Here is a 26,771-nt window from a genome sequence, read left to right as displayed (position 1 = left end):
CGGTCTGTTCTATGTTCCGACCAACCATGTTTGCATGGACTATGAACCGTTTGAAGTTGAATACGTAGCGGGTCAACCATACGTTGGTGCTACCTTGATCATGTACCCACCAGAAGGTGATACCCACTTGGGTAACTTCATCGCATGGGATGCACGTGAAGGTAAAATCGTCTGGTCAAACCCAGAGCGCTTCTCAGTATGGTCAGGTGCTTTGGCAACTGCCTCTGATGTTGTGTTCTACGGTACGCTGGAAGGTTACCTGAAAGCCGTTGATGCGCAATCTGGTCGTGAGCTGTGGAGATTCAAAACAGCTTCAGGTGTTATCGGTAACGTAAATACCTACAAACACGACAACAAACAGTACATTTCTGTATTGTCTGGTGTAGGTGGTTGGGCTGGTATCGGTATGGCGATTCCAAGTTTGGAAAATGACTCAGACGGTCTGGGCGCAGTTGGTGCTTACAAAGCACTGTCTAGCTGGACTAACTTGGGTGGTATTCTGAGCGTGTTTAGCCTGTAATACAGCAAAAGAAAAAGTCTATATCAATAAATAGATAATTAAGTAAAATTAAGAACCCGGCATCATTGATGTCGGGTTTTTTTTGTCTGTATTAACAACAGCGGACTGTTAAAATTTAAACCGCTTTGATCAAATAAAATCAGGCTATTTTTCCTGACACCCATTCAGGAAAATCCTGAACCCCAAGGCGTCAATTGCTGACGCTACTTATCCCACTTCACCGTAACATTCACATACCGTCTGAATTGTTCAGACGGTTTTACATACAATTAATAGAGAGGAAAATATTATGTGGACTAAACCAGAATATTCAGACATGCGTTTCGGTTTTGAAGTAACCATGTATATCTGCAACCGTTAAGATTTAACGACCAGATATGTGTCCGGGGTTTATGCCCCGGGCATCTTCAACCGACCAGCAAATCAGACTGCTTTACGTTACGATGACTATCTTTAAATAAATCAGTGTGATTTGCTGAATAGTCGACAGGAAAGAGAAATATGCACATACATGTCATGGGATCAGGCGCCGGCGGAGGCTTTCCACAATGGAATTGCAATTGCAATAACTGTAAAGGTGTGCGTGAAGGAACAGTAAAAGCGAGCCCCCGTACACAATCCTCAATTGCCATCAGTTCAGATGGTGTGGATTGGATTTTATTTAATGCCTCACCGGATATCAAAAAACAGATGGATGATTTTCCGGCGCTGCAGCCGGCAAGAGAAGTTCGTGATACCGCCATTAAAGCGATTTTAATTACTGACGCACAAATTGATCATGTGACCGGCCTGCTGACATTACGTGAACATAACAAACCATGGGATATCTACTGCACCGCAGCGGTTCATGACGATCTGACTACAGGGTTTCCGGTATTTAATATTCTTGGCCATTTCCGTGGCATTGACTGGCATGAAATAAAAACAGATTTAGAGCCATTTACCATCCCTGCAGCACCAGGCCTGATATTTACAGCAGTACCCTTAAAGAGTGAAGCGCCTCCTTACTCACCACATCGCCATAATACTGTGCCAGGAGACAATGTGGGTATTAGGGTCGAAGATACCCGCACCGGCAAGAATGTGTTTTATGCACCGGGTCTTGGGGTCGTAGAGGATCATGTACTGGAATTTATGCGTAATGCGGATGTGGTGCTCGTGGATGGGACGGTATGGACCGATGATGAGATGTCAAAAGAGGGAATTAGTGATAAACGTGCTCAGGAAATGGGGCATATCAACCAGTCGGAAGAGGGCGGCACCATCAGTTTTTTAAATTCGATGGAACGTCCACGCAAGATTTTGATTCATATAAACAATACGAATCCGATCCTCAATGAAGAATCGGCAGAACGTCAGGTACTCAATAAGGCAGGAATTGAGTTGGCTTATGACGGCATGGATATTGAGCTATAACATTCGGGAAAGGGCAAACGATGGCTGATAACACACCTTGGTCAAAAGAAGAATTCGAACAGAAGCTGCGTGATAAAGAGCAGTTCTACCACATCAATCATCCGTTTCATAAATTGATGCATACGGGCAAGTTGAATCAGAAACAGGTTCAGGGTTGGGTGGCAAACCGTTTTTATTACCAAACCGCGATTCCTATCAAGGATGCCGCGATTATGGCCAATTGTGAAGATGCCGAAGTACGTAAACATTGGGTACAACGCATTTTGGACCATGATGGTTTTGAAGGTCAGGAAGGAGGGATTGAAGCTTGGTTGCAACTGGGTGAGGCTGTTGGCCTGACGCGTCAGGAATTGACCTCGTATGAACATGTTTTGCCAGGTGTACGTTTTGCCATTGATGCGTATGTCAATTTTGCCCGTCGTGCACCTTGGCAGGAAGCGGCCGGTTCTTCATTAACCGAGTTGTTTGCGCCAAAAATTCATCAGGCGCGTTTGGATAACTGGCCAGAAATGTACCCATGGATTGATGAGAGTGGCTACCGATATTTCCGCAAGCGTTTGAGTGAAGCGCGTCGGGATGTTGAACATGGTCTGCAAATCACATTGGATTATTGTGATACACGCGAAAAACAACAGCGTGCGCTGGATTTATTGCAATTCAAATTGGATATCTTATGGACCATGCTGGATGCAATGTGGATGGCGTATATTGAAGATCGCCCACCTTATTGTATGGATGTTGAAAAATGACAGAGCGCGTATTTAACGCAGAAAGTGTGCCGGTATTGGCATTAGGTTACCGTTTTCAATGGGAGCCAATGCAGGATTGTTATGTTTTGTTGTATCCCGAAGGCATGGTCAAATTAAATCCTGCCGCTGGCGAAATTTTAAAACGTGTAAGTGAAAAGAAACAAACCGTTAGCGAATTGATTGCTGAACTAAAAGTCGCATTCGATGGCGCAGATTTAGACGATGACGTCTATCAGTTTTTGGAGGAAGCACATGGCAACGACTGGATCAGAGCAGAATAAAGCGCCCGGCAGCACCGGTGGTGCTCTGGGGATGAATGTACGTGATGCTATCCGACAGCCTTTATGGCTATTGGCCGAGCTGACCTATGCGTGTCCATTGCAATGTCCGTATTGTTCCAACCCGATGGATTTCGCCAAAATCAAAAGCGAATTGACCACCGAGGAATGGATTGATGTATTCAAACAAGCCCGGGCAATGGGTGCAACACAACTCGGACTGTCGGGTGGTGAGCCTTTGGTTCGTCCCGATATTATTGAGCTAATCCGAGCTGCACGTGATTTAGGTTTCTATACCAACCTGATTACTTCAGGTATCGGTTTGGATGCCAGTAAGGCAAAAGCCTTTAAAGAAGCGGGTCTGGATCATATTCAGGTCAGTTTCCAGGCAAGTTCAGAAGATTTGAATAATCTGATTGCGGGGACAGATGCCTTTCAACATAAAATTGAAATGGCGAAAGCGGTTAAAGCAGCAGGTTATCCGATGGTGCTTTGTTTTGTGACGCACCGTCAGAATATCGATAAAATCGACGAAATCCTGGATCTGGCGATCAACCTGGATGCGGATTATGTTGAGTTGGCCACGACGCAATATTACGGCTGGGCGATGCATAATCGCGATCAGTTATTGCCGATGAAAGAACAGCTGGTCAGAGCTGAACGTATTGCTCATGAATATCAGGAACAGCAAAAAGGTAAGATGAAGATCTACTATGTTGTGCCTGACTATTATGAAGATCGTCCGAAAGCCTGTATGAACGGATGGGGTAATGTGTTTCTCACAGTCACACCCGATGGCACCGCTTTACCTTGTCATGCTGCTCGTGAGCTACCGGGTATGACATTACCCAATGTTCGCGATACCAGTGTGAAAGAAATCTGGGAAGATTCGAACGACTTTAATCGCTTTCGTGGTTTTGACTGGATGAAAGAGCCTTGCCGCAGCTGTGATGAAAAAGTAAAAGATTTTGGTGGCTGCCGTTGTCAGGCCTATATGTTGACTGGTGACCCTGCCGCAGCTGATCCGGTATGTAGTAAATCACCTGATCGTCATGTGGTCGATGAAGCGATTGAACGGGGTCGCAGGGAGTCTGAAAAACCAACTGAAGTCGCCAAACCATTGGTGTTCCGTAACCCGAAAAACTCGAAACAAATCAGTGGATTCTGAGTTAGAAGCTGCGCTACATAAACTATATGTGATGCAGCTGTACTGGGTTGAGACCCTGTTCTTTAAGGTATGATTGAACCAACCACTGCGTGGCCTACATGGATGTAGACCATGGCAATTTCTGAACGCACGGATTTTGCTCGACCTTCATATTAGAATAATCAGCAATAATCCAAAGGGATGAGCTTCAAGGATGTATCTTTTATGCTCCGTTACTCGCCCCTTGTGTGGCGTTTTTACAATTCACAAAAGAGGCGCTAATGAACGATCAACAGACCCTTGCAATTAAAACTAACGGCCTTACCAAGCGATATGGTCAGGCCGTTGTAGTAAATGGTCTGGATCTGCAGGTGAAAGCAGGCCAGTGTTATGGCCTGTTAGGCCCGAATGGCGCTGGCAAAAGCACCACTATTCATATGCTCACCACGATGACTTCACCATCCGCTGGTGAAGCCTGGATTGCCAATCAGTCCATCTCGGCCGATCCGGTGGTAATTCGTGGTCTGGTCGGTTTAGTGTTTCAGGATTCTGCTTTGGACCGCACCATGACGGTGGATGAAAATCTGCAATTCGCCGCAGCACTCTATGGCATGACCAAAAAGCAGGCCAACGAACGCATCGAAGAGTTATTAGCCGTTTTTAATTTAGGCGCACGTCGTAATGCCAAATTGCTGGCGCTTTCAGGTGGTCAGCGACGCGCGGTAGATATTGCCCGAGGTGTCTTGCATCGGCCACAGGTACTCTTTCTGGATGAACCGACAATTGGGCTGGATTTGCCCAATCGGCGCTCAATCTGGCGTTTCGTTGAACAACTTCGGCGCGATCATGGCATGACGGTTTTTCTGACCACGCACTATCTTGAAGAGGCAGTGGCTTGTGATCATGTTGATTTTATTCAGCGTGGTGTATTGCAGAAAGGGGGCAGACCCACAGATTTGATGCGGCAACTGGCAGCTTATGTTCTGGAAATTGAATGTGTTGATATTGAACATGTGTCGTCCCGATTAACGCCTCAATTTGGCCAGCCAATTATCGAAGATGAACAATTAAGTTATTTAATTAAGGATGCTGAGACGGATCTCCATGCTTTGCAACAAGCCTTGGGTGACAGTATTAATGCCATGCGCTGGCGTAAACCCAATCTTAATGATGTGTATCTGTGGAAAGTCTGTCCACCGGATCAGGAGCAGGCAGCATGAGTTGGTTACCAGTTAAAGCCGTTGTAGGTCGTGAGCTGACGAAATTATTCCGGCAGAAGGCGCGCTTATTCAGCTCAATGGTACGTCCAATGATCTGGTTATTGGTTATTGGGTCGGGGGTTGGCAGCATGCTCAGCGGAGCACAGCAGGAAGGCTATCTGCAGTTTCTGGTACCTGGTGTGCTCGCCATGACCTTGTTATTTGCGGCTTTATTATCCGCGTTAACATTAGTCTATGATAAAGAATTCGGGGTGATGCGCATGATGATGATCGCGCCGGTTGCCCATTACTGGATTGTGTTATCCAAACTGATTGCTGCAACCATAACTGCCCTGGTGCAGGCTTTATTGTTGTTAGTTATATTATTGCTCATAGGTTTGATCGATATAAAAATTGCCTTGTTATTAATTCCACCGGCTTTATTAACTGCAGTGGCCTGTGCGTCGATGGGCGGCTTGATTGCTGTATTTTCCAAAACATTGGATAACTTTGCGGTGATTATGAATTTCTTTATTTTCCCGGTGTTTTTTTTGAGTGGGGCGCTTTACCCGGTGAGTCAGCTACCTGACTTTCTGCGCTATATTGTGCTGATTAATCCATTTAGTTATGGTGTCGACCTGCTGAAACATGCGGTACCCAGTGCCCAATCGGATTTTTCCATCTGGACCGATATGGCGGTATTAATGGTATTTTCTGCCTTTGCCATCGTGATTGCCTGCTGGCGTTTTTCTCGTGAATCGGTTCATGAACCACTGTTTCACAGAGCTACCAAGCGCGGTTGAAGCAAAAATAAACCGGCTTATTTGCTCAATTTTACAGTCAGCTATTTGTCTGGGAAATTCGGTTTAAACATTCCCGAAAACAAGTACCCGGTCAACCGGAATCATGCCTATGGATGCGGTTGCACCGCTTATGGAAAGGTCATATCCTAGCTGATTTAGATGTAGTGTCCGATGTCTAGGAAATCACCATGACAAACACCATGAGTCCCGCTCATTCCAATATGGTCTGGCAGCAGGTTCGTCCCAATGAAGTTTCCGATGCCAATGTTCTTGAGGCGTTACAGCAAATTGATCGAGCACAATTTGTTTCTGATGACTATAAAACTCTGGCATATTCCGATACCCGACTGCCGATTGGTTGTGGTCAATTTATGTGGACGCCATTGGAAGAAGGACGGATCTTGCAATTTTTACAATTGAAGCCAACGGATATGGTGCTGGAAGTTGGCACAGGAAGTGGTTTTTTTACCGCATTGATCGCAAAACTGTCATTAAACGTTATTAGTATTGAGTATTTTGCCGAGTTGTCTGTTTTAGCGGCTTCACGTCTGAAAGCGTTGGGGGTGCGAAATGTGACATTAGAGCATGGTGATGCCAGTCATGGCTGGAAATTGGCGGATCGTATTGACGTGATCATCATCACGGCCAGCTGTCCACAAGTTCCGGAAGATTATTTACATGCACTCAAGGTAGGTGGACGTTTAGTTGCTATCACGGGGCAGGCGCCAGCAATGAAGGTACAACGCATTACCCGTACAGGTGAGTGGCAATGGCAAACAGAAAATTTATTTGAAACAGTGGTGGCACCCATGGTGCACGCCGAAACGAAATCTGAATTCACTTTTTAAGGTAGAGAATGTGTTATGAAACAAATGTCAGCAACTCAATTAGACGGATTTTTGCAGGAGAACGGGCAGGAAGCCATTCTGATTGATGTGCGTGAAGCACACGAACTTGCCAATGGCATGCTGGAAAACGCGCAGCACATGCCGATGAATAGTATACCCGCGCATATAGATGAACTTGAAACAGTGAAAGACGGTCCGATTGTGTTGATTTGTCGTTCTGGTCAACGTAGCGCGCAAGTTGGGCAATATCTTGAACAATTAGGATTTTCTGACGTGATTAATCTTGAAGGTGGTATGAACGCTTGGGCTGCGCAGATCGACACGAGCATGAAGGTTTATTAAGGATTAATCATGAAAGCCCTGTTTATCGTTGGTTTCATAACGACACTGTTTTACCGGCCGGCTGTTGCGGCACAGGATTTGGTAGACATTTATAATATGTCCGCTCAAAGTGATCCGATTCTGATGGCTCAAGCAGCATCGTTGCGGGCAACCGGTGAATTAGCAGAGCAAGCTGATGCCGCATTTCTGCCGCAAGTCGATATGGTGGCGAATAATAGTAAAGTATGGACAGAAAGCTCTTCTCAACGCTTTGGTGGCACCAGCGAATACAACGATCACGGATACACATTAAGTCTGGTTCAACCGATTTACCGCCGGAATAACTTTGTGCAATCACGTCAGGCTGATATTGCCATCGAAGGCGCTGAAGCAAATTATCAATTTGCCGAACAGGATTTAATTGTTCGTGTGGCAGAGCGTTATTTTGCAGTGCTTGGTGCCGAAGATGATTTGAGTTTTGCATTGGCTGAACTTGAAGCAATCGAAAAACAGCTTGAACAGGCTGAGCAGCGATTTGAAGTGGGGCTTGCCACGATTACAGATGTCAGTGAAGCACGTGCGGCATATGATTTGGCAAATGCTGCGGTGATTGAAGCGGAAAACTTGTTGGCCAACAGTCGTGAAGCACTACGTGAAACAGCTGGTGAATATCCTGGGGAATTAGCCGAGCTTAAAGATGAAACGCCACTGGTCAAGCCTGAACCGGAAAGTATTGATGAGTGGAGTGAACAGGCCATTGTTATGAACCCAGTACTCCTTGCAGCCAGCAGTAATGTGGGACTGGCAAAAGAAAATATTGAGTTTGAGCGCAGTGGTCATTATCCGACCCTGGATTTAGTGGCACAGAAAGGCTATACCTCGCAAAGTGACAGTAATTTAAGTGGAAGCAATAAGACGCATCAGAAAATATTAGGTTTACAGGTTAATATTCCAATCTATGCGGGCGGTGTCGTCAGTTCAAGAACCCGTGAAGCCAGTTTCAGGCTCGATGAAGCCATGCAAAATGAAGAAGAACAGCGACGCGCTATTATGCGTCAGACACGGGCGGCCTATAACAGTGTGATGTCAGGTATCAGTCGGGTAAAAGCTTTGCAACAGGCGGTGTATTCCAATCAAAAAGCATTGGAATCAACGGAAGCGGGCTTTGATGTAGGGACTCGCACAACCGTTGATGTGTTAAATGCACGCCGTGAATTATTCAGTGCATTACGGGATTATTCTCGTTCGCGTTATGATTATGTGGTCAATACATTAAGGCTGAAACAAGCCGCTGGTATTGTGAGTGTGGACGATATTGTACTAATCAATCAGTGGTTGGAACCTCGGGCTTAAGGAGTCATTATTGCCATGATGGCAAATTCTCAAGACAGTGTTTTAGTGATTGTTGATGTACAGCAGAAATTGGCGAAAGCCATGCCTGATGGGGTACATGAGCGTCTGAATAAACAGATCAAGGTTTTGCTTACGGCAGCTAAGGTACTGAATATTCCGGTGATCGTCACAGAGCAATATCCCAAGGGCCTGGGACCAACTGAAGCTGATTTACAAAGCAATTTGCCGATCGGTACCAAAACAATTGAGAAAACCTGCTTTTCCTGTATGCGCTCTGAGGATTTTCGCTACCAACTTGCCGCAACGCTTCGTAAGCAAGTCATTCTGGTCGGCATGGAAACGCATATCTGCGTATTGCAGACTGCCTTAGCACTTAAAGATGAAAACTACAGTGTTCATGTGGCTGAGGATGGAGTCTGTTCACGTTCAAAATGCAATCAGTACAATGCCCTGCAACGTATGCGGCATGCTGGTGTTGTTATCAGCAATGTAGAGTCAGTGTTATTTGAATGGCTGGAGAATGCTGACCATGCCGAGTTTAAAACACTTGCTAAACTGATTATTTAAAGAATTCGTTGTCCCGAGGCACGTTTTTGTCGTCTGGTTTTACAGTTGATAATGGTCGTCTGTTTGTCAGCTTCAGTCATTTTTTCCCAGCGTAAAATTTCATCCATCGTCCGGAAACAACCCCGACAGATATCCTGTGAATTGAGACCGCATTTTCCAATGCAGGGACTGGGTGTAAAGGGCTTTTCTGAGTTCATAAGCGTGTTTGAGCGTAGGTTGGCGCTGAGCTTGCGAAGCCCAACAAGTTATTTTCATTTATCACCAAGTTTGATCCTATAAGCTCAGGCATGAAACCGCTGGCGTTTATTAGCTGTTCCAACTTTAGTGGGTTTATTTAAGGTTGGCAGGGATTCATAATCCGGCTGACCTTTAAGTCCAGCTCGGGCATAGTCCAGTCGTAGATGATCTTTGACCAGCTCAGCTGGATGATGCATATCTTCAGTGAGCACTACATAAATCAGTTCGAACAAACGTTTCAAGGCAATTTTGGCCGTTTGACCAGTACGCTGATAAATCTGATCTGACAAGGTCATAAAATGCCAGAACGGCTGGTCATCAAGCAACAAGGGCAGGGTATTGATGAAGCGTCCTGAGTTGCCAATCAAATCCCAATAGCGAGCAAAACGATTGACCCGTTGCATAGTGACGAAGTCGATTTCACGGCTGCTTAACAGGTTATATGGCGGCAGTGGATTAAAGCGTAAATCACTGGGTTCATTATGCCGGTTCAATGGCGCGCCACGCAGACGTTTGAGAATACCAACCTGAATTTCATGAGGGTTCAGTGCAATCAATTGATCAAAGCTGTCAGCAAAATTTTCCAGCGTATCGCCGGGCAAGCCAAAGATCAGATCGGTGTGCAAATGCGCGCCACTATGTTCACGCAGCCAGCGGATATTATCTTTGCTTTTATCATTGTTCTGCTTGCGGCTGATGCGTTCCTGGATCTCGCTATCAAAAGTCTGAATGCCGATCTCAAATTGCAAACTGTTGGGCGGAAATTTCTGTAAAACCGATTTCAATTTATCTGGCAGATTATCCGGTACTACTTCAAAATGCAGATATAAATCATCACTCATACGCTCCAGGAAAAACTCCAGAATGGCAATGCTGGTGGTGATTTTCAGATTGAAGGTACGGTCAATAAACTTAAAGTTTCGAACGCCCCGTTGCCAAAGTTGATCCATCTCATTAAGAAAGTCATCCAATGGAAAAGCCGTAGCCGTTTTATCCAAAGCCGATAGACAGAACTCACATTTAAATGGACATCCGCGAGAGGCTTCTACGTAAATCAATCGATTGCGAATATCTTCGTCATTATAAAAACGGTAGGGCAGAATCAATTGTTCCAGTGGTGTTGCTCGGCCATCGATATATTTTGTTTGAGGAGTTTCATGACGCAGTAATTTTTCACACAGTTCTCGAAAATCCTGTTCGCCGGGGCCTGCAATCACATAGTCGGCCAGCTCACACACTTTTGGTAAATCCGGGGAATGACTGACTTCAGGTCCACCGAGAATAATGCGAATTTCAGGTTTAATCGATTTTAACAGTCCGACTACCGCCTCAATTTCACTGACATTCCAGATATATACACTGAAACCGATAACTTCAGGCTGATAGCTGAGCAGTTTTTCCACAATGCTCAGTGGTTGTTGCTGAATGGTAAATTCAATCAGTTCAGCCGCAGATTGGTGCTCAGCGAGGTTGGCATACAAATACCGTAAACCGAATGCCGAGTGCATATAGCGGGCATTAAGTGTCGTGAGCAGGATTTTGGCAGTAGTTGACATGCACACATTGTAAATCAAACGCGGCGGTTCAATCTGTTCAGTTAATGCCTAATGCGGTTTGTTGCTCGGAAACATAACGTTGCAAGTCGTCCAAAGTCTGTTGTTGAGCTGTGGTGAGCTCTTGTTGGCGACACTCCGCTAAAGCGGCCTTAAATTTTTCAAACGTAAGGCCGGATGCTGCCGTTGCGGTTAATTTGTTGCGGCAAAACTGCTGCCATTGTTCGGTTTCCGCCTCACTCAACGATTCAGGCCAATTGCGGGCACGGTATCGAAACAACATTTCCGGTAATCGCGGATCGTTAAAGGGAATCGATAAGGTACCTAATTGATCCGGTGCGGCTTCGCGGATCAAGGTCATTTTGTTTTTATCGCTATCATCAAAGAAACCACCGCCATACAAACTGGCGTCAACATCAGCAATTTCCTCAAAGGACTTCTGGCTGAAGACAGCCTGCAATTTCTGTTGAAGCGCTTCGCCCGCTTCGCGTAATTGCTCAAGATGCTGATGACTTAAAGCGCGATCAATCTGCAGCCTTTCTGCTGCAGCATCATCTAACGTCGCGGCAGGAACAATGACCGGACACTTATTAATATGTACGGTTTTTAATGCCGGACGCGAAATACCTTCGGGGAGATCGTTGGCTGGGGTAAATAGCCATTGGCGAATCGTATCGGCATCCTGTTCCAGTAACGCGGTGGGATCATGACGCAGATCATAAACAATTACACCATTACTGTTGTTTGGTTCTTTTGCTAATGGCACCACAAGGGCAGTATTGCAATATTCCGAAGGATACATGCGTGAGGTGTGTAACACAGGATCTGCCTGATGCAGGTTCAGTAATGGGGCCAGCTGATGCTTACGACGTAACTGATATATATAGTTATACAGTTTTGGCTGACGGTCTTTAATCAGTTTCGCCAACGCGATGGTGGCATACACATCCACCAACGCATCGTGCGCCCCCTGATGTTCAATACCGTTTGCTGCAGTGAGCGCTTCGAGCCGGAAGCTGGGCAAACCATCTTCACGATTTGGCCATTCAATACCTTCCGGTCGTAAAGCACGGGTGAGACGCACCATATCAATAATGTCCCAGCGTGAATTACCGTTTTGCCACTCACGTGCATAGGCGTCATAAAAATTACGAAACAAGGCGAAGCGGGTAAATTCGTCATCAAACCGCAGGCTGTTATAGCCCACCCCACAGGTTCCGGGCTGTGACAGTTCATTATGAATTTGTTTAATGAATTCAGCCTCGGTCAGCCCTTCCTGCTGGGCTTTCTGTGGGGTGATACCCGTTATTAAACTCGCCATTGGATGCGGTAATACATCAGCTGCCGGTTTGCAGTAAATCATCAGTGGTTCACCGATGATATTCAGATCTTCATCAGTGCGTACCCCGGCGAACTGTAATGGCCGATCAAAGCGTGGATCGGTGCCAGTTGTCTCATAATCGTGCCAGTACAGCGTATTCATTTATAAGCTCGCCAAAACCAGTTCTGCTGCTGCCAGAGTGGCTTCAATTTCATCATCGCCATGGGCGGCAGAGACAAAGCCCGCTTCGAATGCAGAGGGAGCAAGGTAGATCCCGCGATCCAGCATGCCGTGATAGAACTTTTTAAAACGTTCCTGATCACATTGGGTCACTTGCTCAAAAAAAGTAATGTTGTCTTCTTCAGTAAAGAAAAAGCCAAACATGCCGCCAACGTAATTTATGCTCATCGGAATACCGGCCGCATCTGCTTTGTGTTTCAATCCATTGGCTAATTTAGCTGTCTGTTGACTGAGGCGATCATGAAAACCGGGCTCTTGTACCAACTTCAAAGTAGCCAAGCCAGCTGCCATTGCTACTGGATTACCGGATAATGTGCCTGCCTGATAAACCGGACCAAGCGGTGCGATAGAGTGCATGACATCTTTGCGTCCACCAAAAGCGCCGACCGGTAAACCTCCGCCGACCACTTTACCCAGGGTAGTGAGATCGGGTTTGATTTGATAATGTTCCTGCGCCCCGCCCAAGGCGACACGGAAACCGGTCATCACTTCATCAAAAATTAACAGGCTGCCATATTGATCACAGACCTCGCGTAAGCCTTCGAGAAAACCCGGGATCGGCGGAATACAGTTCATATTGCCTGCAACCGGTTCAACTATAATGCAGGCGATCTGATCGCCAATTTCAGCAAAACACTGTTTGACTGATTCCATATCGTTGTAGCGCAAGGTAATGGTGTGCTCGGCAATCGCTTTAGGCACACCAGCTGAAGAGGGTTCGCCGAGAGTTAATGCACCACTGCCAGCTTTGACTAATAACGAGTCTGCATGACCGTGGTAACAGCCTTCAAACTTAACGATTTTGTCACGACCGGTATGGCCGCGGGCGAGGCGGATGGCACTCATTGTCGCTTCGGTACCGGAGCTGACCATGCGAACCATTTCCATGGACGGTACTAATTCACAAAGTAAATCGGCCATTTCGGTTTCAATTGCTGTGGGCGCACCATAGCCCAGCCCATTTGCGCACATTTGCTGAACCGCTTCAATGACTTGTGGATGCGCATGACCGGCAATCATCGGTCCCCATGAGCCGATATAATCAATATAGTTTTTCCCTTCCACATCGGTGAGCCAGGCACCTTTTGCGCTACTGAAAAATACCGGATCACCACCGACGCCTTTGAATGCACGGACTGGTGAATTGACGCCACCGGGAATATGTTTTTGAGCTTGAAGGAAAAGTTGTTGATTGCTTTGCGCTTGCATTTACAGAGTCCTGATTTGATGATGTGCGATAATTGTAGGTCAATTTGATTTCTCATAGTCACAACAATGTCGGCTATGAAAGTTCAACAGCCCTTAGCCTATCACAGCGAGATAACTGACCCGACATGAGCCTGAAACTGCGTTTATTGATCATTGTAACCCTGATCCTGGTATTCAACTTTGTCGCCGCTGGCTATTTTATGATCCAGAATGCCCGGCAGGCGGTCGCCGCAGAAATGGCGTCGAGCACCCAGTTAGCACGTGGATTGTTGATTAATGCTTTGCCGACTTTACGTTTTTCCAATGATTTAAGTGAGCGGGTAACATTAATCGTTGACAGTGTTCGGCATACCCGACATATCCGTGCCTGGTTCGAGGATATGAATGGTCAACCTCTCATTGGTCATGAAGAAGGTGTGCCGTTTACCAATCGACCCGATGCACCAGACTGGTTTATTCGATTGATGGAACCGGAAGCGGTAGCATTTCGGCGTTTGATAACCCGTGGCAGTCAATCATACGGCTATCTGGTGGTTGAAGCCGACCCAAGTGACGAGGTCACTGAGGTTTGGCGTGATATGGAAACGCTGCTGTTACTCGGGCTGTTTTTTCTTACCGTTATTTCCAGTCTGATTTATCTGGCGTTATTACATGGTTTAAAACCCTTACAACAGTTGGCCGATGCACTGGGACATTTGGAAAAAGGTGATTTCCACGCACGGGTAGACACCGGTGGTGCGAAAGAATTAAAACCGATTCAAATCCGTTTTAATCACATGGCTGACGTATTGGAAACCACCATGGCAGAAAACCATGCATTGGCTGGCAATATGTTGACACTGCAGGAATCCGAACGACGGGATCTTGCACGTGAACTGCATGATGAACTGGCTCCCTGTCTGTTCGGGATTCGGGTAGATCTGGCAGAAATTGAGCGCATTGCCATCGAAAACAAATTGCCGGATGTTGAAGAAAAAGTCAGTTCGGTCAAAATTATTACCAGCCATATACAATCGCTGGTTCGCAAAATGCTCAGCCGCTTGCGGCCGATGACACTGGATGATCTCGGACTGGCAGAAGCCTTACGTGATATGTTGCATAATTGGCGTGACCGACAACCTGAAATTGACTGGGAATGGGATTTTGTTGGGGATTTCGCCGGATTGGCTGATACGCTGCAAGTGACGGTATATCGCGTGGTACAGGAATGTACGACCAACTGTGTACGTCATGCTGAAGCCAGTCACGTACGTGTTGAAGTGAAAAGAGAAAAACAATATATAAAAGTGACCGTAACGGATGATGGAAAAGGCCTCGATACATCTGCCGTTAAAGGCTTTGGTTTAATTGGAATGCGTGAAAGGGTCTCGGCATTAGGTGGTAAAATAGCATTTGATACTGCCGAAGGTCAGGGTTTGCAGGTTCGGGTAATGATCCCTATGAAGAGTGAAAATAAAAAATGAAACAAAACATCACAATCCTAGTCGTAGATGACCATCCGATTGTTAGAGCTGGCTGCCGACAACTCATTCAGCAAATCCCCTCGGCCAAAGTCGTTGAAGCTGAGACGGGCGAAGAAGGTTATCGGATGTTTCAGGAGTTGTATCCGGATATGGTGTTATTGGATATTACTTTGCCGGGTGTTGGCGGACTGGAAGTGTTACGCCGAATTCGGGCTAACCGAGATACTGCCAAAGTGTTGATGTTCAGCATGCATGAAGATCCGGTGTTTGCCTCTCGAGCGATGCAAGCTGGAGCACGTGGTTATATCACCAAGAACAATGCTGCCGATCATCTTGTCGAAGCCGTGAGTAAAGTACTGGAAGGCAAAATTTATCTTAGTCCGGACATGGCACAGCAATTGGCTATGTTAAATATCGATGCTGGCACCAGTGCGCTAAGCGATCTTTCCCGGCGTGAACTGGAAATTTTGCGCTTGCTGGGTGAAGGCAAGAGCATGAACGAAATATCGGATGTGTTAGGCATCAGTTACAAAACCGTTGCCAACAATCTGACTCAGATAAAAGGTAAGCTCGATATTAATAAAACAGCTGAGTTGATGCGGTTTGCTATCAGTCATGGTTTGTCATCGTAATGCCGTATTTATGTGTATGTTTCTGAAAAGGAACATATTCCCGTTTTAAAAGGATAACTCGCTCATGGCGAATCTACTTGCATTCAGTAACCTATATCACAAGTCCATAGGAATGTTCAGCTTCTATCGTCTTATATTTCTCTCTCCTTCTATGAAGGTTTAGCCAGACCATACGGTCTGGCTTTTTTTTTGCTTTTTTTTGGTACTTTTTTCGCTTGAGTTCGTCTAAATGATAAGAGATCGCATTTAGTCTTTCATAGCGTGTGTTCTCTTGATAAGATGTCGCTTTATTATTTCCACCGCCGACGTCCGGTATTACAAGGAAAAGCTTATGCAATTTAATTTCAGCCGACTCTGTTGCCTGTTGGGCATCTGGTTGGTGCCTTCCCTCACCTATGCTGGAGCATTGGAACAAGCCGTTGATCAACAGGTACAAACCGATACGGCGGCTCAACAAACTCAGCAACAAATTGATAATCTGGATGATGAAACCCGAGAGCTGCTTGCAGAATATCGCAGTGTGCTTAATCAGAAAGAGAGTCTGTCGGCCTACAACAGTCAGCTGGAACAACTGGTCACTTCACAACAGGAAGAATTACTTTCGGTTGAGGAACAATTGGCTAATATCGACACCACCCAGCGCGATATTGTGCCATTGATGATCAAAATGGTGGATGTCATTGAACAATTTGTTGAATTGGATAGTCCCTTTTTACCGGAAGAACGCACCAGCCGCGTCGAGCAGTTAAAAGCGATGATGGATCGTGCTGATGTCAATCTGTCTGAAAAATTCCGTCGTATTCTTGAGGCATATCAGGTTGAAACGGAATACGGTCGTACTTTGGAAGCTTACCAGGGCGAACTGGAAACAGACGAGAACACACGTACCGTCGATTTCTTACGTGTGGGACGTGTTGGACTTTATTACCTGACATTGGATCAACATGAGGCGGGTATGTGGGATCAGGAATCAAAAAGTTGGCAGCAACTTCCCCGCGATTCCATTCAGTCTGTTATTCAAGGTTTGAAAGTGGCCCGTAAACAGTTGCCACCCGATCTATTAACCCTGCCGGTCAAAACGCCAGAGGCTATCCAATGAGAAGCATTTCCATTTTTATTCTTTCTTTAATCGTAGTGCCACTGACTGTTTTTGCGGATGAGAAGCCGGTAAACCTGGATCAATTACTCGAACAAGTAAAGCGTGAGCGAGTTATCGAACAAGAGCAGAACCGTATACGTGAAGCAGAGTTTCTTGAAGCCCGTGATCGTCAAGCCCAGCTGCTGGCACAAGCTAAAGCGGATTTGGCTGCCGAAGAACGTCGTACTGAAGTATTAAATGATCAGTTTGAAGAGAATGAGTTCAAGCTGGCAGAACAAGAGGCTTTACTGCAGGAACGTTCCGGTTCATTGGGCGAATTATTCGGTACGGTTCGCCAAATGGCGAATGACAGCCGTGCGGTCATTGAAAGTTCTATGACCAGTGTGCAATATCCTGAACGAATTGCCTTTCTGACAGAGTTAAGTGAACGCAAACAACAGCCGAGCATTGATGAGTTACGTGAGCTCTGGTTGGTTTTGCAGCATGAAATGACTCATTCCGGAAAAGTTGAACAATTTCCTGCACAGGTCATTACCGCTAATGGTGAAGTGGCTGAACGTGATGTCACCCGTGTGGGGGTGTTTACCGCATTCAGTGATGGCAAATTTTTACGATACATGGCGGAAAACCGCAATTTGGTGGAATTAGCCAGACAGCCGGTTCAACGGTTACGCGATCAAATTGAAACATTTGAAAACAGTGAACCAGGTGAGTTGGAGACCGTGGTAATTGATCCGACTCGCGGCGCGATCATGGCCTTGCTGGTCCAGACGCCCGACTTACGTGAACGTATTCAGCAAGGTGGCTGGATTGGTTACATCATTCTTTTTTTAGGTGCGATCGGTTTATTAATTGCTCTGGTGCGTTTTGTGACCTTAATGCGCCTCGAACGTGGTGTCAGCAAACAGCAAAAATCCAAAGAACTGAACACCAAAAATCCGCTGGGCCGAATCCTGTCGGTCTACAGCGACAAGATTGCCCAGGATGTAGAAACCTTGTCGTTAAAACTGGATGAAGCCATCCTGCGTGAAACACCCGCTATTGAACGAGGCTTGGTAACACTGGCTATTTTGGCTGCTGTTGCGCCAATGCTGGGTTTGCTGGGTACGGTTTCCGGCATGATTGAAACCTTCCAGTCGATCACCTTATTTGGTACCGGCGATCCGAAACTGATGTCAGGTGGTATTTCTCAGGCTCTGGTCACGACAGAGTTGGGCTTGGCCGTGGCAATTCCTATTTTGCTGATTCATAGTGCGTTATCCAGCAAAAGTAATCGTCTGATTCAGATCCTTGATGAAGAAAGCGCAGCGATCGTGGCGCGTAACGCTGAAGCACAAAACCTGCAACGCGATGGATAATCTTTTTCAGATACAGCTGCTGATGGAAAGTGGCGGCACAGTGCTTTGGCTGATATTGCTGGCGTCTATATTAATGTGGACGCTGATCATAGAACGCTATGTGTTTATCTGGTTTCTACATCCACGTGAAGTTCGCAAGATGATGGATGAATGGCATCAGCGTGACGATTTGGCCAGTTGGTATGCACAGCAAATCCGTCAGGGCATGATTGCCGAAAGCCGAGTGATGCTGGAGCGCTTTCTGATTTTGATACGCACACTGACAGTGGCTTTACCGATGCTTGGATTGCTGGGCACGGTAAACGGCATGATTCAGACATTTGATGTGATGACCGTCTTCGGGACCGGTAATACTCGAGGTATGGCGGGTGGTATCTCCGTAGCATTGATAACAACGATGGGTGGGTTGCTGACCGCTTTATCAGGGCTCTATTTCATTACTCAGCTGGAACAGCGTGTTGCCCGAGAAGTTAATAACGTGGCTGACGCCCTACGCAGAGATTAGGAAAGTTTATGCGAAAACGACATTCCCGCCGTCAAAGTGGCGGTATAGCTGAAATCAACATGACACCACTGATCGATATGGTGTTTATTTTGCTGATCTTTTTTATTGTGACCACGTCTTTTGTCAAAGAAACCGGCGTCGATGTGAATCGGCCATCGGCAAAAACGGCCGTGGAAAAAGAACGCGCAAATATTTTAATTTCAATCCGTGAAAATGACGAAATCTGGATGGACCAGCGACAAATTGATCGTCGGGCTGTGCGGGCCAATGTCGAACGGATGTATGCGGAGAATCCGGAAGGTTCGGTCATTATCCTGGCCGATGAAGAAGCAAAAACCGGGCTATTGATTGAAGTCATGGATCAGGCACGTTTGGCGGGAGTTGCGAATGTCTCAATTGCTGCTGAACGGGACTAATCGCGGGGAATCGCCGGCTATGCGTATCTTGATTGGATTAGTGCTGGCGATCGTGGTCAATTATGGTCTTTTCACATTGATGAAAGAAATGACCACGTCGGATAGCAGTTTGTATCGTGACGATAATGAAATGCTGGTGCTGGATTTTGTGCGTTTGAAAGAAGAGGAAACACAGCCGGAGACTGTCAAACGCGAAATACCCAAAAAACCACCACCGCCGGAAGAGCCACCCCCACCGACACCGACCGTGGCACCAAAAATGACGCAGCCTGATGTGCAGCAACCAAAGATGGATATGCCAAAAATAGACGTGCCGCTGAATATTGCCGGACAACCCTATCTTGGAGATTTCAGTGCTGAACCTGCTCCGGCACCTTCACCGGTACCGGCACAACCAGGCCCACAAATGGATGACGAAGTGGTGGCTTTAGTTCGTATTCCACCCAATTATCCGCGAGTGGCACAGCGCCGTGGGATAGAAGGTGTAGTGACTGTGGCCTTTACCATCACCCGTGACGGACGAGTAAAAGATCCTGTTGTGGTCTCTGCTAATCCGGAGAACGTATTTGATAACGCAGCCATGACAGCCATACTCAAATGGAAATTTAAACCTAAAGTCGTAGACGGAGAACCAGTGGAACGCCGCGCGACCCAGGAAATAGAATTTAAGTTGGCCAGATAAAATGCAAATACATAATCAAAAATTCGTTTTGATGGCGTTGTTGGCCTGTCTTATATTGCCATTTTCGGCGATGGCCGAAGATGAGTATCTGCTGACAGAAGCAACCTATAAAGCCTTGAGTGCTGCTCAGGAAAAAATGGAGCAGCAGCAATACCGTCAGGCTGAAGCCGATCTGAAAAAACTGCTGGGGGAAACCGAAGCCGGTTCATACGAGCGTGCTGTTGTGTTACAGACACTGGGTTATCTTTATTCAGAAACTGAACAGTACAATTTAGCCGCCGAGCAATTTGAACAGGCTCTGTCTCTCAATGCCTTGCCAGAGGATGTCACACACAACCTGCGATATAACCTGGCTCAACTGTTGATTGGTGATGGTAAATATCAAAAAGGCATTGACTCACTGACACAATGGCTCAAAGATGAGCCTCAGGCGGACAGCAGTGCTTATGTCTTGCTGGCCAACGCTTATTATCAAATCAATCAATTCACCAAATCGGTAGAAGCTATTCGTACCGCCATTCAACGGGACAATGCGCCGCAAGAAAACTGGTATCGATTGCAGCTGGCAGCACACATGGAAATGCAGCAATACAATCAATCTATTGATGTGCTGGAAATTCTCATTGAACGATTCCCAGTCAATAAAGCCTACTGGGATCAGCTGGCGGCGTTATATGCACAGCAGGAAAAGCGTCTCACTTCGCTGGCAGTGCAAATGTTGGCTAAACGCTTGAATCTGGGCGATAACGATACGGTTTTACGGCTAGCCAATATGTATCGATTTTTGAATATTCCGTATAAATCTGCCCAGTTGTTACAAAAATCAATGAATGATGGCGTAATTGAACGAAATTTCAAAAACCTGGAATCGCTTGCGGATAGCTGGCTGGCGGCCAGAGAGAATGAAAATGCAACTGAGGTGCTGGCGAGTATGCAATCCATGGATGCATCAGGTGAGACGGATCTGAAACTTGCCCGTGTTTTTATCAGTATGGAAAACTGGTCTGAAGCTGCCGGTCCATTGCAGCAGAGCCTGGAAAAATTACCGGAAGACAAACGTGGTCAGGCATGGATGTTGTCCGGTATGGTGAATTATCATTTAGGTAATATTGAACAATCCGAGCAACAGTTAAATCGTGCCTTGGCATTTTCTGATGTACGTAATCAGGCTTCGCAGTGGTTAAAACATTTGCAAAATACACGCAAAGATAAAGACGATGCCTGAAAATTCACTAGCTGAACTGAAAGCACAACTGGTTCAGCATTACCGTTGGTTGCGACAATATGGTTGCAATGATTCACACAGTGGGAATGCTTCTTTTCGCTGGCATAATCAGATTTGGGTGACGCCGACCGGCTGTTGTGCAGATACCCTGACCCCTGAAATGCTGGTGGCCTGTGATGTTAACGGGCAGATTGGGGAGGGGGCTTCGCTTGACGCGCCTCTACATATCGCCACCTACCAGCATAGTGCCTCAGCAAAAGCAGTGATTCATAGTCATGGTGCTCATGCGATTGCGATGACGATGAATGGGGAGGATTTTGTACCGGTGGATTTTGAAGGGCAGTACTATTTTCCTTCTGTACCGGTTATCAATATTAATTATGCCGAATATGTGGAAAAGTCACCGTTAGCCGTAGCCCAGAGCCTCACTCGTCATAAAGCTGTCATTGTACGCGGGCATGGTGTGTATGCCAGTGCGGAAACCATCAATCTGGCTTACAAGTGGAGTTGCTCGGTAGAGCTGTCTGCAAAAATCGCCTGGCTGACTGCTCAGCTATAAACTGCTTTTCGCGAAACCAATTTGTCTGATAGCGGGTCTATTGATTTCATGACGTCTTGAAGGGCGAAAAAATAGTCTCCACCTGTGGTCGCTATTAAGACAAACTGACTCTATTCTTACAGATATCCTCAAAGGGATTTTTGATACATGACTGCCGAAAAAGCCTATTCTTTTTCTCACTCAGAACCCGCTTGTTTGCGTACCCCGCGTCTTGATACATCAGATATCGCCGCTATCCGTATGGAGCTTGCGACTTATTTCAATGCGACATTTGATCGTTATGAATCGTTGTTTGAAACCCTCAAATCAGATGAAGGGTTTTATCAAAAAAGTATCCCGTTACGGCATCCGCTGATTTTTTATTACGGCCATACCGCAACCTTTTTTGTGAATAAACTCGTGCTGGCAGGTTTGTTAAGCCAGCGTATCAATCCACGGTTTGAATCCATGTTCGCCGTCGGCGTGGATGAAATGAGTTGGGATGATCTTAACGATGCACATTATGCTTGGCCCACGGTGGCGGAAGTCACGGCATATCGTCAACAGGTGAGAGCTTGCGTCAATCAGTTGATCCAATCTGCACCGTTACAACTCCCCATCAACTGGGACAACCCCTGGTGGGCCATTATCATGTGTATAGAGCATGAACAAATCCACCTGGAAACCTCATCGGTATTAATTCGCCAACAACAATTACAGTGGGTGCAAAACCAGCCGGAATGGCAGGCATCTGAACTTACCGGACCCGCACCGGAGAATTCACTTTTGCCGGTTACGGCAGGGGATATTCACATTGGTAAATCATTTGATGACGCCTATTACGGTTGGGATAACGAATACGGCAAGCATCAAGCTGAGGTCGAGGCGTTTCAAGCTTCTAAGTATTTAGTCAGTAATCAGGAGTTTTTAGCCTTTGTCGAGGCCGGTGGTTATGTAACGAAACACTATTGGCAGGAAGAAGGGCTGCAATGGCGCGAGTTTACTCAAGCAGAATATCCGACATTCTGGATCAAAAACCAACAGGGTTGGCAGCTGCGATTAATGACCGAAGTGGTGCCAATGCGTTGGGATTGGCCGGTTGAGGTCAACTATCATGAGGCGAAAGCTTTCTGTGCATGGAAAGCCGAAACAACAGGTCAAACGGTTCGTTTACCAACTGAAGATGAATGGTACCGTCTGGCTCAATTTGTTGACCTGCAAGAATTGGACGAAAAACCAGCACCCGCCAATATTCATCTGGATCATTTTGCTTCTTCATGCCCGGTCAATCACTTTGCACAAGGTGATTTCTTCGATGTCAGAGGCAATGTCTGGCAATGGACGGAAACACCAATCTATCCCTTTGCCGGCTCACAAGTGCATCGTTTATATGATGATTTCACCACGCCAACCTATGATGGAAAACATAATCTGATCAAGGGAGGAAGCTGGATTTCCTGTGGCAATGAAAGTCGCCTGTCGTCTCGTTATGCATTCAGACGTCACTTCTTCCAGCATGCAGGCTTCCGTTATGTCGTTTCTGATACCCCTGTGGTAAATCTGGATTCAAATTACGAAACGGACAAAATGCTGTCGGAGTACGCCGAATTTCATTACGGTGAATCTTATTTTGATGTGCCGAACTTTCAAAAAACCATTGCCCAGGTTGCCATTGACAGAATGGCTGACAAACCGGCCAAACGCGCTCTGGATCTCGGGTGTGCTGTGGGACGCGCCAGTTTTGAACTAGCTAAACATTTTGATCATGTGACCGGTATCGATTTCTCTGCTCGTCTGATTAATCTGGGGGTGAAACTCAAACGCGATGGTGTGATTCGTTATGCTGTGGCTGATGAGGGGGATTTATTACTTTATCGGGAAAAACGGCTGGCCAATTTTGGTTTGGCGGATAACGCGCACAAAGTTGAGTTTATGCAAGGCGATGCCTGTAACCTGAAATCTGTCTACAGTCATTATGATCTGGTGCTGGCGGCGAACTTACTGGATCGCTTGTATGACCCGATTCTATTTCTGAAAGGCATCCATGAGCGGATTAACGCAGGCGGTCTTTTAGTCCTGGCCTCACCGTATACCTGGCTGGAAGAGCACACTGATAAAGCCAACTGGCTGGGTGGCTTCAAAAAAGACGGCGAGAGTTTTTCCACACTGGATGGGATAAAAAGCCTATTGGAACAGCACTTCAAGTTAATCGAACCACCATTTTCTCAAGCCTTTGTGATTCGTGAAACCCGGCGTAAATTCCAGCATACTCTTTCAGAGGTGACTATCTGGGAACGTCGACATGCCGAACAGTGATTTTGATCAGCAAATAGATCGCAGCGGGACTTACAGCCTCAAATATGATGCGCGTAAACGATTATTTGGCCGGGAGGATGCTATCCCATTGTGGGTGGCAGATATGGACTTTGCTGCTCCCGAGGCGGTGACAAAGGCACTGACCACCCGAGCCCAACATCCGTTGTATGGTTACAGTGAATATCCACAAGCGTTATATGAAGCGACTCAAGCGTGGTTTCTACACCGCCACCAGTGGCAGATTGAGTCCGAACACATTCTAATCTGCCCTGGAGTCGTGCCATCACTGCATGCCAGTATCATGGCGCTTACTGAAAAGCATGATCAGGTCATCGCACAACCGCCCGTATATTTTCCCTTTTTCTCAGCGGTGACAGAAACCCAACGGGAGCTGGTGCTGAATCCATTACGTTTAGTGGATGATTATTATCAAATTAATTTTGAACAATTGGCGAAACAGGCAGCAGCGGGTGCAAAAATGTTATTGCTATGTTCACCGCATAATCCGGCTGGTCGGGTCTGGAGTGAGTCTGAACTTCACACGCTGCTCGATATTGCCAGACAATATCAGCTGATCATTATCAGCGATGAAATTCATGCTGATTTGGTTTTCACGGGACAAAAGCATATTCCCTTAGCCAAACTGGCAGAAGATGTACCTGTCATCACAGCGGTGTCAGCCAGTAAGACATTTAATATTGCCGGTCTGGGGATGTCGATGCTGATTGTGCCGAATGCTGAGCATAAAAAAGCGATTGAGGCAGTGTTTAACTCATGGCATGTCAGCGCGGCCAACCCTTTCAGTATTGAAGCGACCATCGCCGCTTATCGAGAGGGCGAGCAGTGGCTGGATGACTTAATGGTGTATTTGCAGCAAACCTACCAATGGGTGCGACAGTATTTTGCTGAGCACTTACCAGCCATACGAGTCTTACCATTACAATCGACGTATTTACTATGGCTTGATTGTCACGCATTGCAGCTTGATGACAAACAACTACGTACATTTTTTGTGCAACAGGCGGGTGTGGCGATGAATCCGGGCATTATGTTTGGTGATGCCGGCAGTGGTTTTATGCGAATGAATATCGCATCGCCGCGAGCCATCATTGAACAAGCCTGCCAACAAATTGTTCAGGCATGGAAAAATATGGGATAAAACCATTCAGGGCGTACAATTGAATATATTCAGATCATTTGCGTAAGGACTTTACTTCAACAATAAGAGGTGTGTGATGCAACGAACTATTGGTGATGCGGCAGGAATAGTGTGGAAATATCTGAAAACTCATGGACCGACCAGTGCGACGAAATTGGCTATTGAGTGTGAGCTTGATAACAGACTCGTTCAACGGGCACTGGGCTGGCTGGCCAGAGAAGATAAACTGGTGTTAATTCAAAAAGGCCGTAGCGAGCTGATCGACCTCAAAGAAAGCTAGTCAGTTGGAATGCGTTGCTTCACACTGAACGCGCCACGGACACTGCCAACACTAAAACCGGTTGCCTGATCCTCGGGATAGAGTTTATTTAACTCAACCTGGATCTGTTCAGGTATTTTTTCGCCATGACAGCTCACACAGACCAAATCAGTACCAATGGCTTTCATGACCCGCCATTGTTTAACCCCATCCGTCTCAACCTGCTCACTAAAACGAAGCTTTTTAATGGTTTCGCCATTTTCCAACCGGTTTTCAAACTCTCTCAGTACACTTTTTTCCCAGTCATCCGCTGTATTATCAGGATTTCTGACTTTCAAGGCAGTACGACGGATATCCAGCTGGTATTTATCGGCAACCTGTTTGGCCACTCGGGGAGCAATGTCTTTACACACGCCAATCGTTTTTACCGAACCATCCGTCTGCAGTGAGAGCATCAACGCGGCTTTGAGGGTTTCGGCAAACTCTTTTATTGCCTGGTTGGCCTGCGATTCAAAGCTTTTTGTTTCCGCCTGAATAGGTGCCGAAAATAATAGGATTGTTATTAAAAAAATCTGCCGAATCTGCATAGCATCGCTCCGCGCTGAGTCTTTAAAATGCATTGTCTCTAGAGGCCTACTGATTCAGTGAACCACAGCCAGTAAATAGTATGCAACAGTGAAAGCAAAGTTAATTCACGCCAGCTTCGAAACACTTTTATCCCATGCCTCTTTTAATCTCATAAATTAGCAAAAACAAATATTATGATTCGGTTATTTGTGATGCAAGCTAAGTTATTTCGTTGCCAAGAGGTTGATGCTTGTACATCTGGCTTTTATCCTGCTAACCTTCGGGCAACTTGAATTTTTTGACTAAGACAAAATGACCAATATCTACGACGCTTCGGCAATTGAGGTTCTAACGGGATTGGATCCGGTCAGAAAACGACCGGGCATGTATACCGATACCACAAGGCCGAATCATCTGGCCCAGGAAGTCATTGATAACAGTGTCGATGAAGCCATCGCCGGTCATGCTACAAATATTGAAGTGATTCTGCATGCGGATAACTCGCTTGAAGTAATTGATGATGGACGGGGCATGCCGGTGGATATTCACCCGGAAGAAGGCGTTCCCGGGGTAGAAGTTATCCTGACCCGCTTGCATGCCGGGGGTAAGTTTTCCAACAAAAATTATCGATTTTCCGGTGGCTTACATGGCGTGGGCGTTTCCGTGGTCAATGCCTTATCCAAACGTCTTGAAGTAAATATTCGGCGTGATGGCACCAGCTATAGCATCGCTTTTGAAAATGGACTGTTAGTTGATCCGTTAACGGAAACTGGCACAGTCGGCAAAAAAAA

30 protein-coding genes are annotated in these 26,771 nt (G+C 46.3%); 25 read left to right on the top strand and 5 right to left on the bottom strand.

The features are described 5' to 3' along the window. From LGT40_RS03710 to LGT40_RS03655, 12 genes are all read left to right on the top strand, one after another. A partial coding sequence (locus tag LGT40_RS03710; RefSeq protein ID WP_226074810.1) for an outer membrane protein assembly factor BamB family protein occupies positions 1–520 on the top strand: 520 nt, incomplete at its 5' end. A gap of 289 nt (positions 521–809) precedes the next feature. Continuing rightward, a complete protein-coding gene (gene pqqA, locus LGT40_RS03705) occupies positions 810–881 on the top strand; it encodes a pyrroloquinoline quinone precursor peptide PqqA (RefSeq protein WP_081443609.1) in 72 nt (23 codons plus the stop codon). 140 nt (positions 882–1,021) lie between these two features. After that, the gene (pqqB, locus tag LGT40_RS03700; RefSeq protein ID WP_226074812.1) at positions 1,022–1,936 is read left to right on the top strand and encodes a pyrroloquinoline quinone biosynthesis protein PqqB; all 915 of its coding nucleotides are present in this window, start codon (positions 1,022–1,024) and stop codon (positions 1,934–1,936) included. Between the two features lie 20 nt (positions 1,937–1,956). Further along, positions 1,957–2,685, top strand: coding sequence for a pyrroloquinoline-quinone synthase PqqC (gene pqqC, locus LGT40_RS03695; RefSeq protein ID WP_226074814.1), 729 nt, complete (start codon positions 1,957–1,959; stop codon positions 2,683–2,685). After that, entirely contained in the window at positions 2,682–2,966 is a 285-nt protein-coding gene (gene pqqD, locus LGT40_RS03690; protein ID WP_226074816.1) for a pyrroloquinoline quinone biosynthesis peptide chaperone PqqD, read from the top strand. The genes pqqC and pqqD overlap by 4 nt, the downstream gene beginning before the upstream one ends. After that, entirely contained in the window at positions 2,938–4,131 is a 1,194-nt protein-coding gene (pqqE, locus tag LGT40_RS03685; RefSeq protein ID WP_226074818.1) for a pyrroloquinoline quinone biosynthesis protein PqqE, read from the top strand. Before pqqD ends, pqqE begins: the two co-directional genes overlap by 29 nt. Before the next feature lie 260 nt (positions 4,132–4,391). Next, complete coding sequence (locus tag LGT40_RS03680; protein ID WP_226074819.1) at positions 4,392–5,330, top strand: ABC transporter ATP-binding protein; 939 nt, start codon at positions 4,392–4,394, stop codon at positions 5,328–5,330. Further along, positions 5,327–6,112, top strand: a complete 786-nt coding sequence (locus LGT40_RS03675) for an ABC transporter permease (protein ID WP_226074821.1) — start codon at positions 5,327–5,329, stop codon at positions 6,110–6,112. Before LGT40_RS03680 ends, LGT40_RS03675 begins: the two co-directional genes overlap by 4 nt. A 188-nt stretch (positions 6,113–6,300) precedes the next feature. Further along, positions 6,301–6,960 carry a protein-L-isoaspartate O-methyltransferase family protein gene (locus LGT40_RS03670; RefSeq protein WP_226074823.1) on the top strand — a complete coding sequence of 220 codons (660 nt, stop codon included), beginning with the start codon at positions 6,301–6,303 and terminating at the stop codon, positions 6,958–6,960. Positions 6,961–6,975: 15 nt separating this feature from the next. Further along, the gene (locus LGT40_RS03665; RefSeq protein ID WP_226074825.1) at positions 6,976–7,302 is read left to right on the top strand and encodes a rhodanese-like domain-containing protein; all 327 of its coding nucleotides are present in this window, start codon (positions 6,976–6,978) and stop codon (positions 7,300–7,302) included. A gap of 9 nt (positions 7,303–7,311) precedes the next feature. Beyond that, the gene (locus LGT40_RS03660) at positions 7,312–8,634 is read left to right on the top strand and encodes a TolC family outer membrane protein (protein WP_226074827.1); all 1,323 of its coding nucleotides are present in this window, start codon (positions 7,312–7,314) and stop codon (positions 8,632–8,634) included. A 15-nt stretch (positions 8,635–8,649) separates the two neighbouring features. Next, a complete protein-coding gene (locus tag LGT40_RS03655) occupies positions 8,650–9,201 on the top strand; it encodes a hydrolase (RefSeq protein WP_226074829.1) in 552 nt (183 codons plus the stop codon). Here the strand turns inward: LGT40_RS03655 and LGT40_RS03650 are convergent. From LGT40_RS03650 to hemL, 4 genes are all read right to left on the bottom strand, one after another. Beyond that, positions 9,198–9,398, bottom strand: a complete 201-nt coding sequence (locus LGT40_RS03650; protein ID WP_226074831.1) for a DUF1289 domain-containing protein — start codon at positions 9,396–9,398, stop codon at positions 9,198–9,200. The two genes, LGT40_RS03655 and LGT40_RS03650, sit on opposite strands and share 4 nt — an antisense overlap. An 84-nt stretch (positions 9,399–9,482) precedes the next feature. Beyond that, positions 9,483–10,994 (bottom strand): B12-binding domain-containing radical SAM protein, encoded by a 1,512-nt coding sequence (locus LGT40_RS03645; RefSeq protein ID WP_226074833.1) that lies wholly within the window; start codon positions 10,992–10,994, stop codon positions 9,483–9,485. 37 nt (positions 10,995–11,031) lie between these two features. Next, on the bottom strand, positions 11,032–12,474 hold the full coding sequence (gene sbcB, locus LGT40_RS03640) for an exodeoxyribonuclease I (RefSeq protein WP_226074835.1): 1,443 nt from the start codon (positions 12,472–12,474) through the stop codon (positions 11,032–11,034). Next, a complete protein-coding gene (gene hemL, locus LGT40_RS03635; protein WP_226074843.1) occupies positions 12,475–13,761 on the bottom strand; it encodes a glutamate-1-semialdehyde 2,1-aminomutase in 1,287 nt (428 codons plus the stop codon). A 125-nt stretch (positions 13,762–13,886) separates the two neighbouring features. Between hemL and LGT40_RS03630 the strand changes: the two genes are divergently transcribed. From LGT40_RS03630 to LGT40_RS03575, 12 genes are all read left to right on the top strand, one after another. Next, complete coding sequence (locus tag LGT40_RS03630) at positions 13,887–15,224, top strand: LapD/MoxY N-terminal periplasmic domain-containing protein (protein WP_226074849.1); 1,338 nt, start codon at positions 13,887–13,889, stop codon at positions 15,222–15,224. Continuing rightward, positions 15,221–15,856: a response regulator gene (locus LGT40_RS03625; protein WP_226074851.1), complete on the top strand. Its 636-nt coding sequence runs from the start codon at positions 15,221–15,223 to the stop codon at positions 15,854–15,856. Before LGT40_RS03630 ends, LGT40_RS03625 begins: the two co-directional genes overlap by 4 nt. A 331-nt stretch (positions 15,857–16,187) precedes the next feature. Beyond that, positions 16,188–16,955, top strand: a complete 768-nt coding sequence (locus LGT40_RS03620) for a DUF3450 domain-containing protein (protein WP_226074853.1) — start codon at positions 16,188–16,190, stop codon at positions 16,953–16,955. Further along, entirely contained in the window at positions 16,952–18,313 is a 1,362-nt protein-coding gene (locus LGT40_RS03615; protein ID WP_226074855.1) for a MotA/TolQ/ExbB proton channel family protein, read from the top strand. Before LGT40_RS03620 ends, LGT40_RS03615 begins: the two co-directional genes overlap by 4 nt. Then, positions 18,306–18,818 carry a MotA/TolQ/ExbB proton channel family protein gene (locus tag LGT40_RS03610; RefSeq protein ID WP_226074857.1) on the top strand — a complete coding sequence of 171 codons (513 nt, stop codon included), beginning with the start codon at positions 18,306–18,308 and terminating at the stop codon, positions 18,816–18,818. The genes LGT40_RS03615 and LGT40_RS03610 overlap by 8 nt, the downstream gene beginning before the upstream one ends. Positions 18,819–18,826: 8 nt before the next feature. Then, the gene (locus LGT40_RS03605; protein ID WP_226074860.1) at positions 18,827–19,234 is read left to right on the top strand and encodes an ExbD/TolR family protein; all 408 of its coding nucleotides are present in this window, start codon (positions 18,827–18,829) and stop codon (positions 19,232–19,234) included. After that, complete coding sequence (locus LGT40_RS03600; RefSeq protein WP_226074868.1) at positions 19,206–19,916, top strand: energy transducer TonB; 711 nt, start codon at positions 19,206–19,208, stop codon at positions 19,914–19,916. Before LGT40_RS03605 ends, LGT40_RS03600 begins: the two co-directional genes overlap by 29 nt. Position 19,917: 1 nt before the next feature. Beyond that, positions 19,918–21,141: a tetratricopeptide repeat protein gene (locus LGT40_RS03595; RefSeq protein ID WP_226074870.1), complete on the top strand. Its 1,224-nt coding sequence runs from the start codon at positions 19,918–19,920 to the stop codon at positions 21,139–21,141. After that, positions 21,134–21,700 (top strand): class II aldolase/adducin family protein, encoded by a 567-nt coding sequence (locus LGT40_RS03590; protein WP_226074872.1) that lies wholly within the window; start codon positions 21,134–21,136, stop codon positions 21,698–21,700. Before LGT40_RS03595 ends, LGT40_RS03590 begins: the two co-directional genes overlap by 8 nt. A gap of 147 nt (positions 21,701–21,847) precedes the next feature. Beyond that, on the top strand, positions 21,848–23,995 hold the full coding sequence (gene ovoA, locus LGT40_RS03585; protein WP_226074874.1) for a 5-histidylcysteine sulfoxide synthase: 2,148 nt from the start codon (positions 21,848–21,850) through the stop codon (positions 23,993–23,995). After that, positions 23,982–25,154 carry a MalY/PatB family protein gene (locus LGT40_RS03580; protein ID WP_226074876.1) on the top strand — a complete coding sequence of 391 codons (1,173 nt, stop codon included), beginning with the start codon at positions 23,982–23,984 and terminating at the stop codon, positions 25,152–25,154. Before ovoA ends, LGT40_RS03580 begins: the two co-directional genes overlap by 14 nt. A gap of 76 nt (positions 25,155–25,230) precedes the next feature. After that, the gene (locus LGT40_RS03575) at positions 25,231–25,434 is read left to right on the top strand and encodes a winged helix-turn-helix domain-containing protein (protein WP_226074878.1); all 204 of its coding nucleotides are present in this window, start codon (positions 25,231–25,233) and stop codon (positions 25,432–25,434) included. Here LGT40_RS03575 and LGT40_RS03570 read toward each other — a convergent pair. Next, the gene (locus tag LGT40_RS03570) at positions 25,431–26,000 is read right to left on the bottom strand and encodes a Tll0287-like domain-containing protein (RefSeq protein WP_226074880.1); all 570 of its coding nucleotides are present in this window, start codon (positions 25,998–26,000) and stop codon (positions 25,431–25,433) included. The genes LGT40_RS03575 and LGT40_RS03570 overlap by 4 nt on opposite strands. Before the next feature lie 292 nt (positions 26,001–26,292). On the opposite strand from LGT40_RS03570, the gene LGT40_RS03565 reads away from it, so the two are divergent. Next, positions 26,293–26,771: ATP-binding protein (locus LGT40_RS03565; RefSeq protein WP_264177809.1), on the top strand; the 479-nt coding region annotated here is incomplete at its 3' end.

Origin of the sequence: Methylophaga pinxianii (assembly GCF_020447225.1) — a bacterium.
Classification (GTDB): domain Bacteria; phylum Pseudomonadota; class Gammaproteobacteria; order Nitrosococcales; family Methylophagaceae; genus Methylophaga; species Methylophaga pinxianii.
Note: the sequence above shows the minus strand (reverse complement) of the source record. Positions and strands in the feature narration are given on the sequence as shown.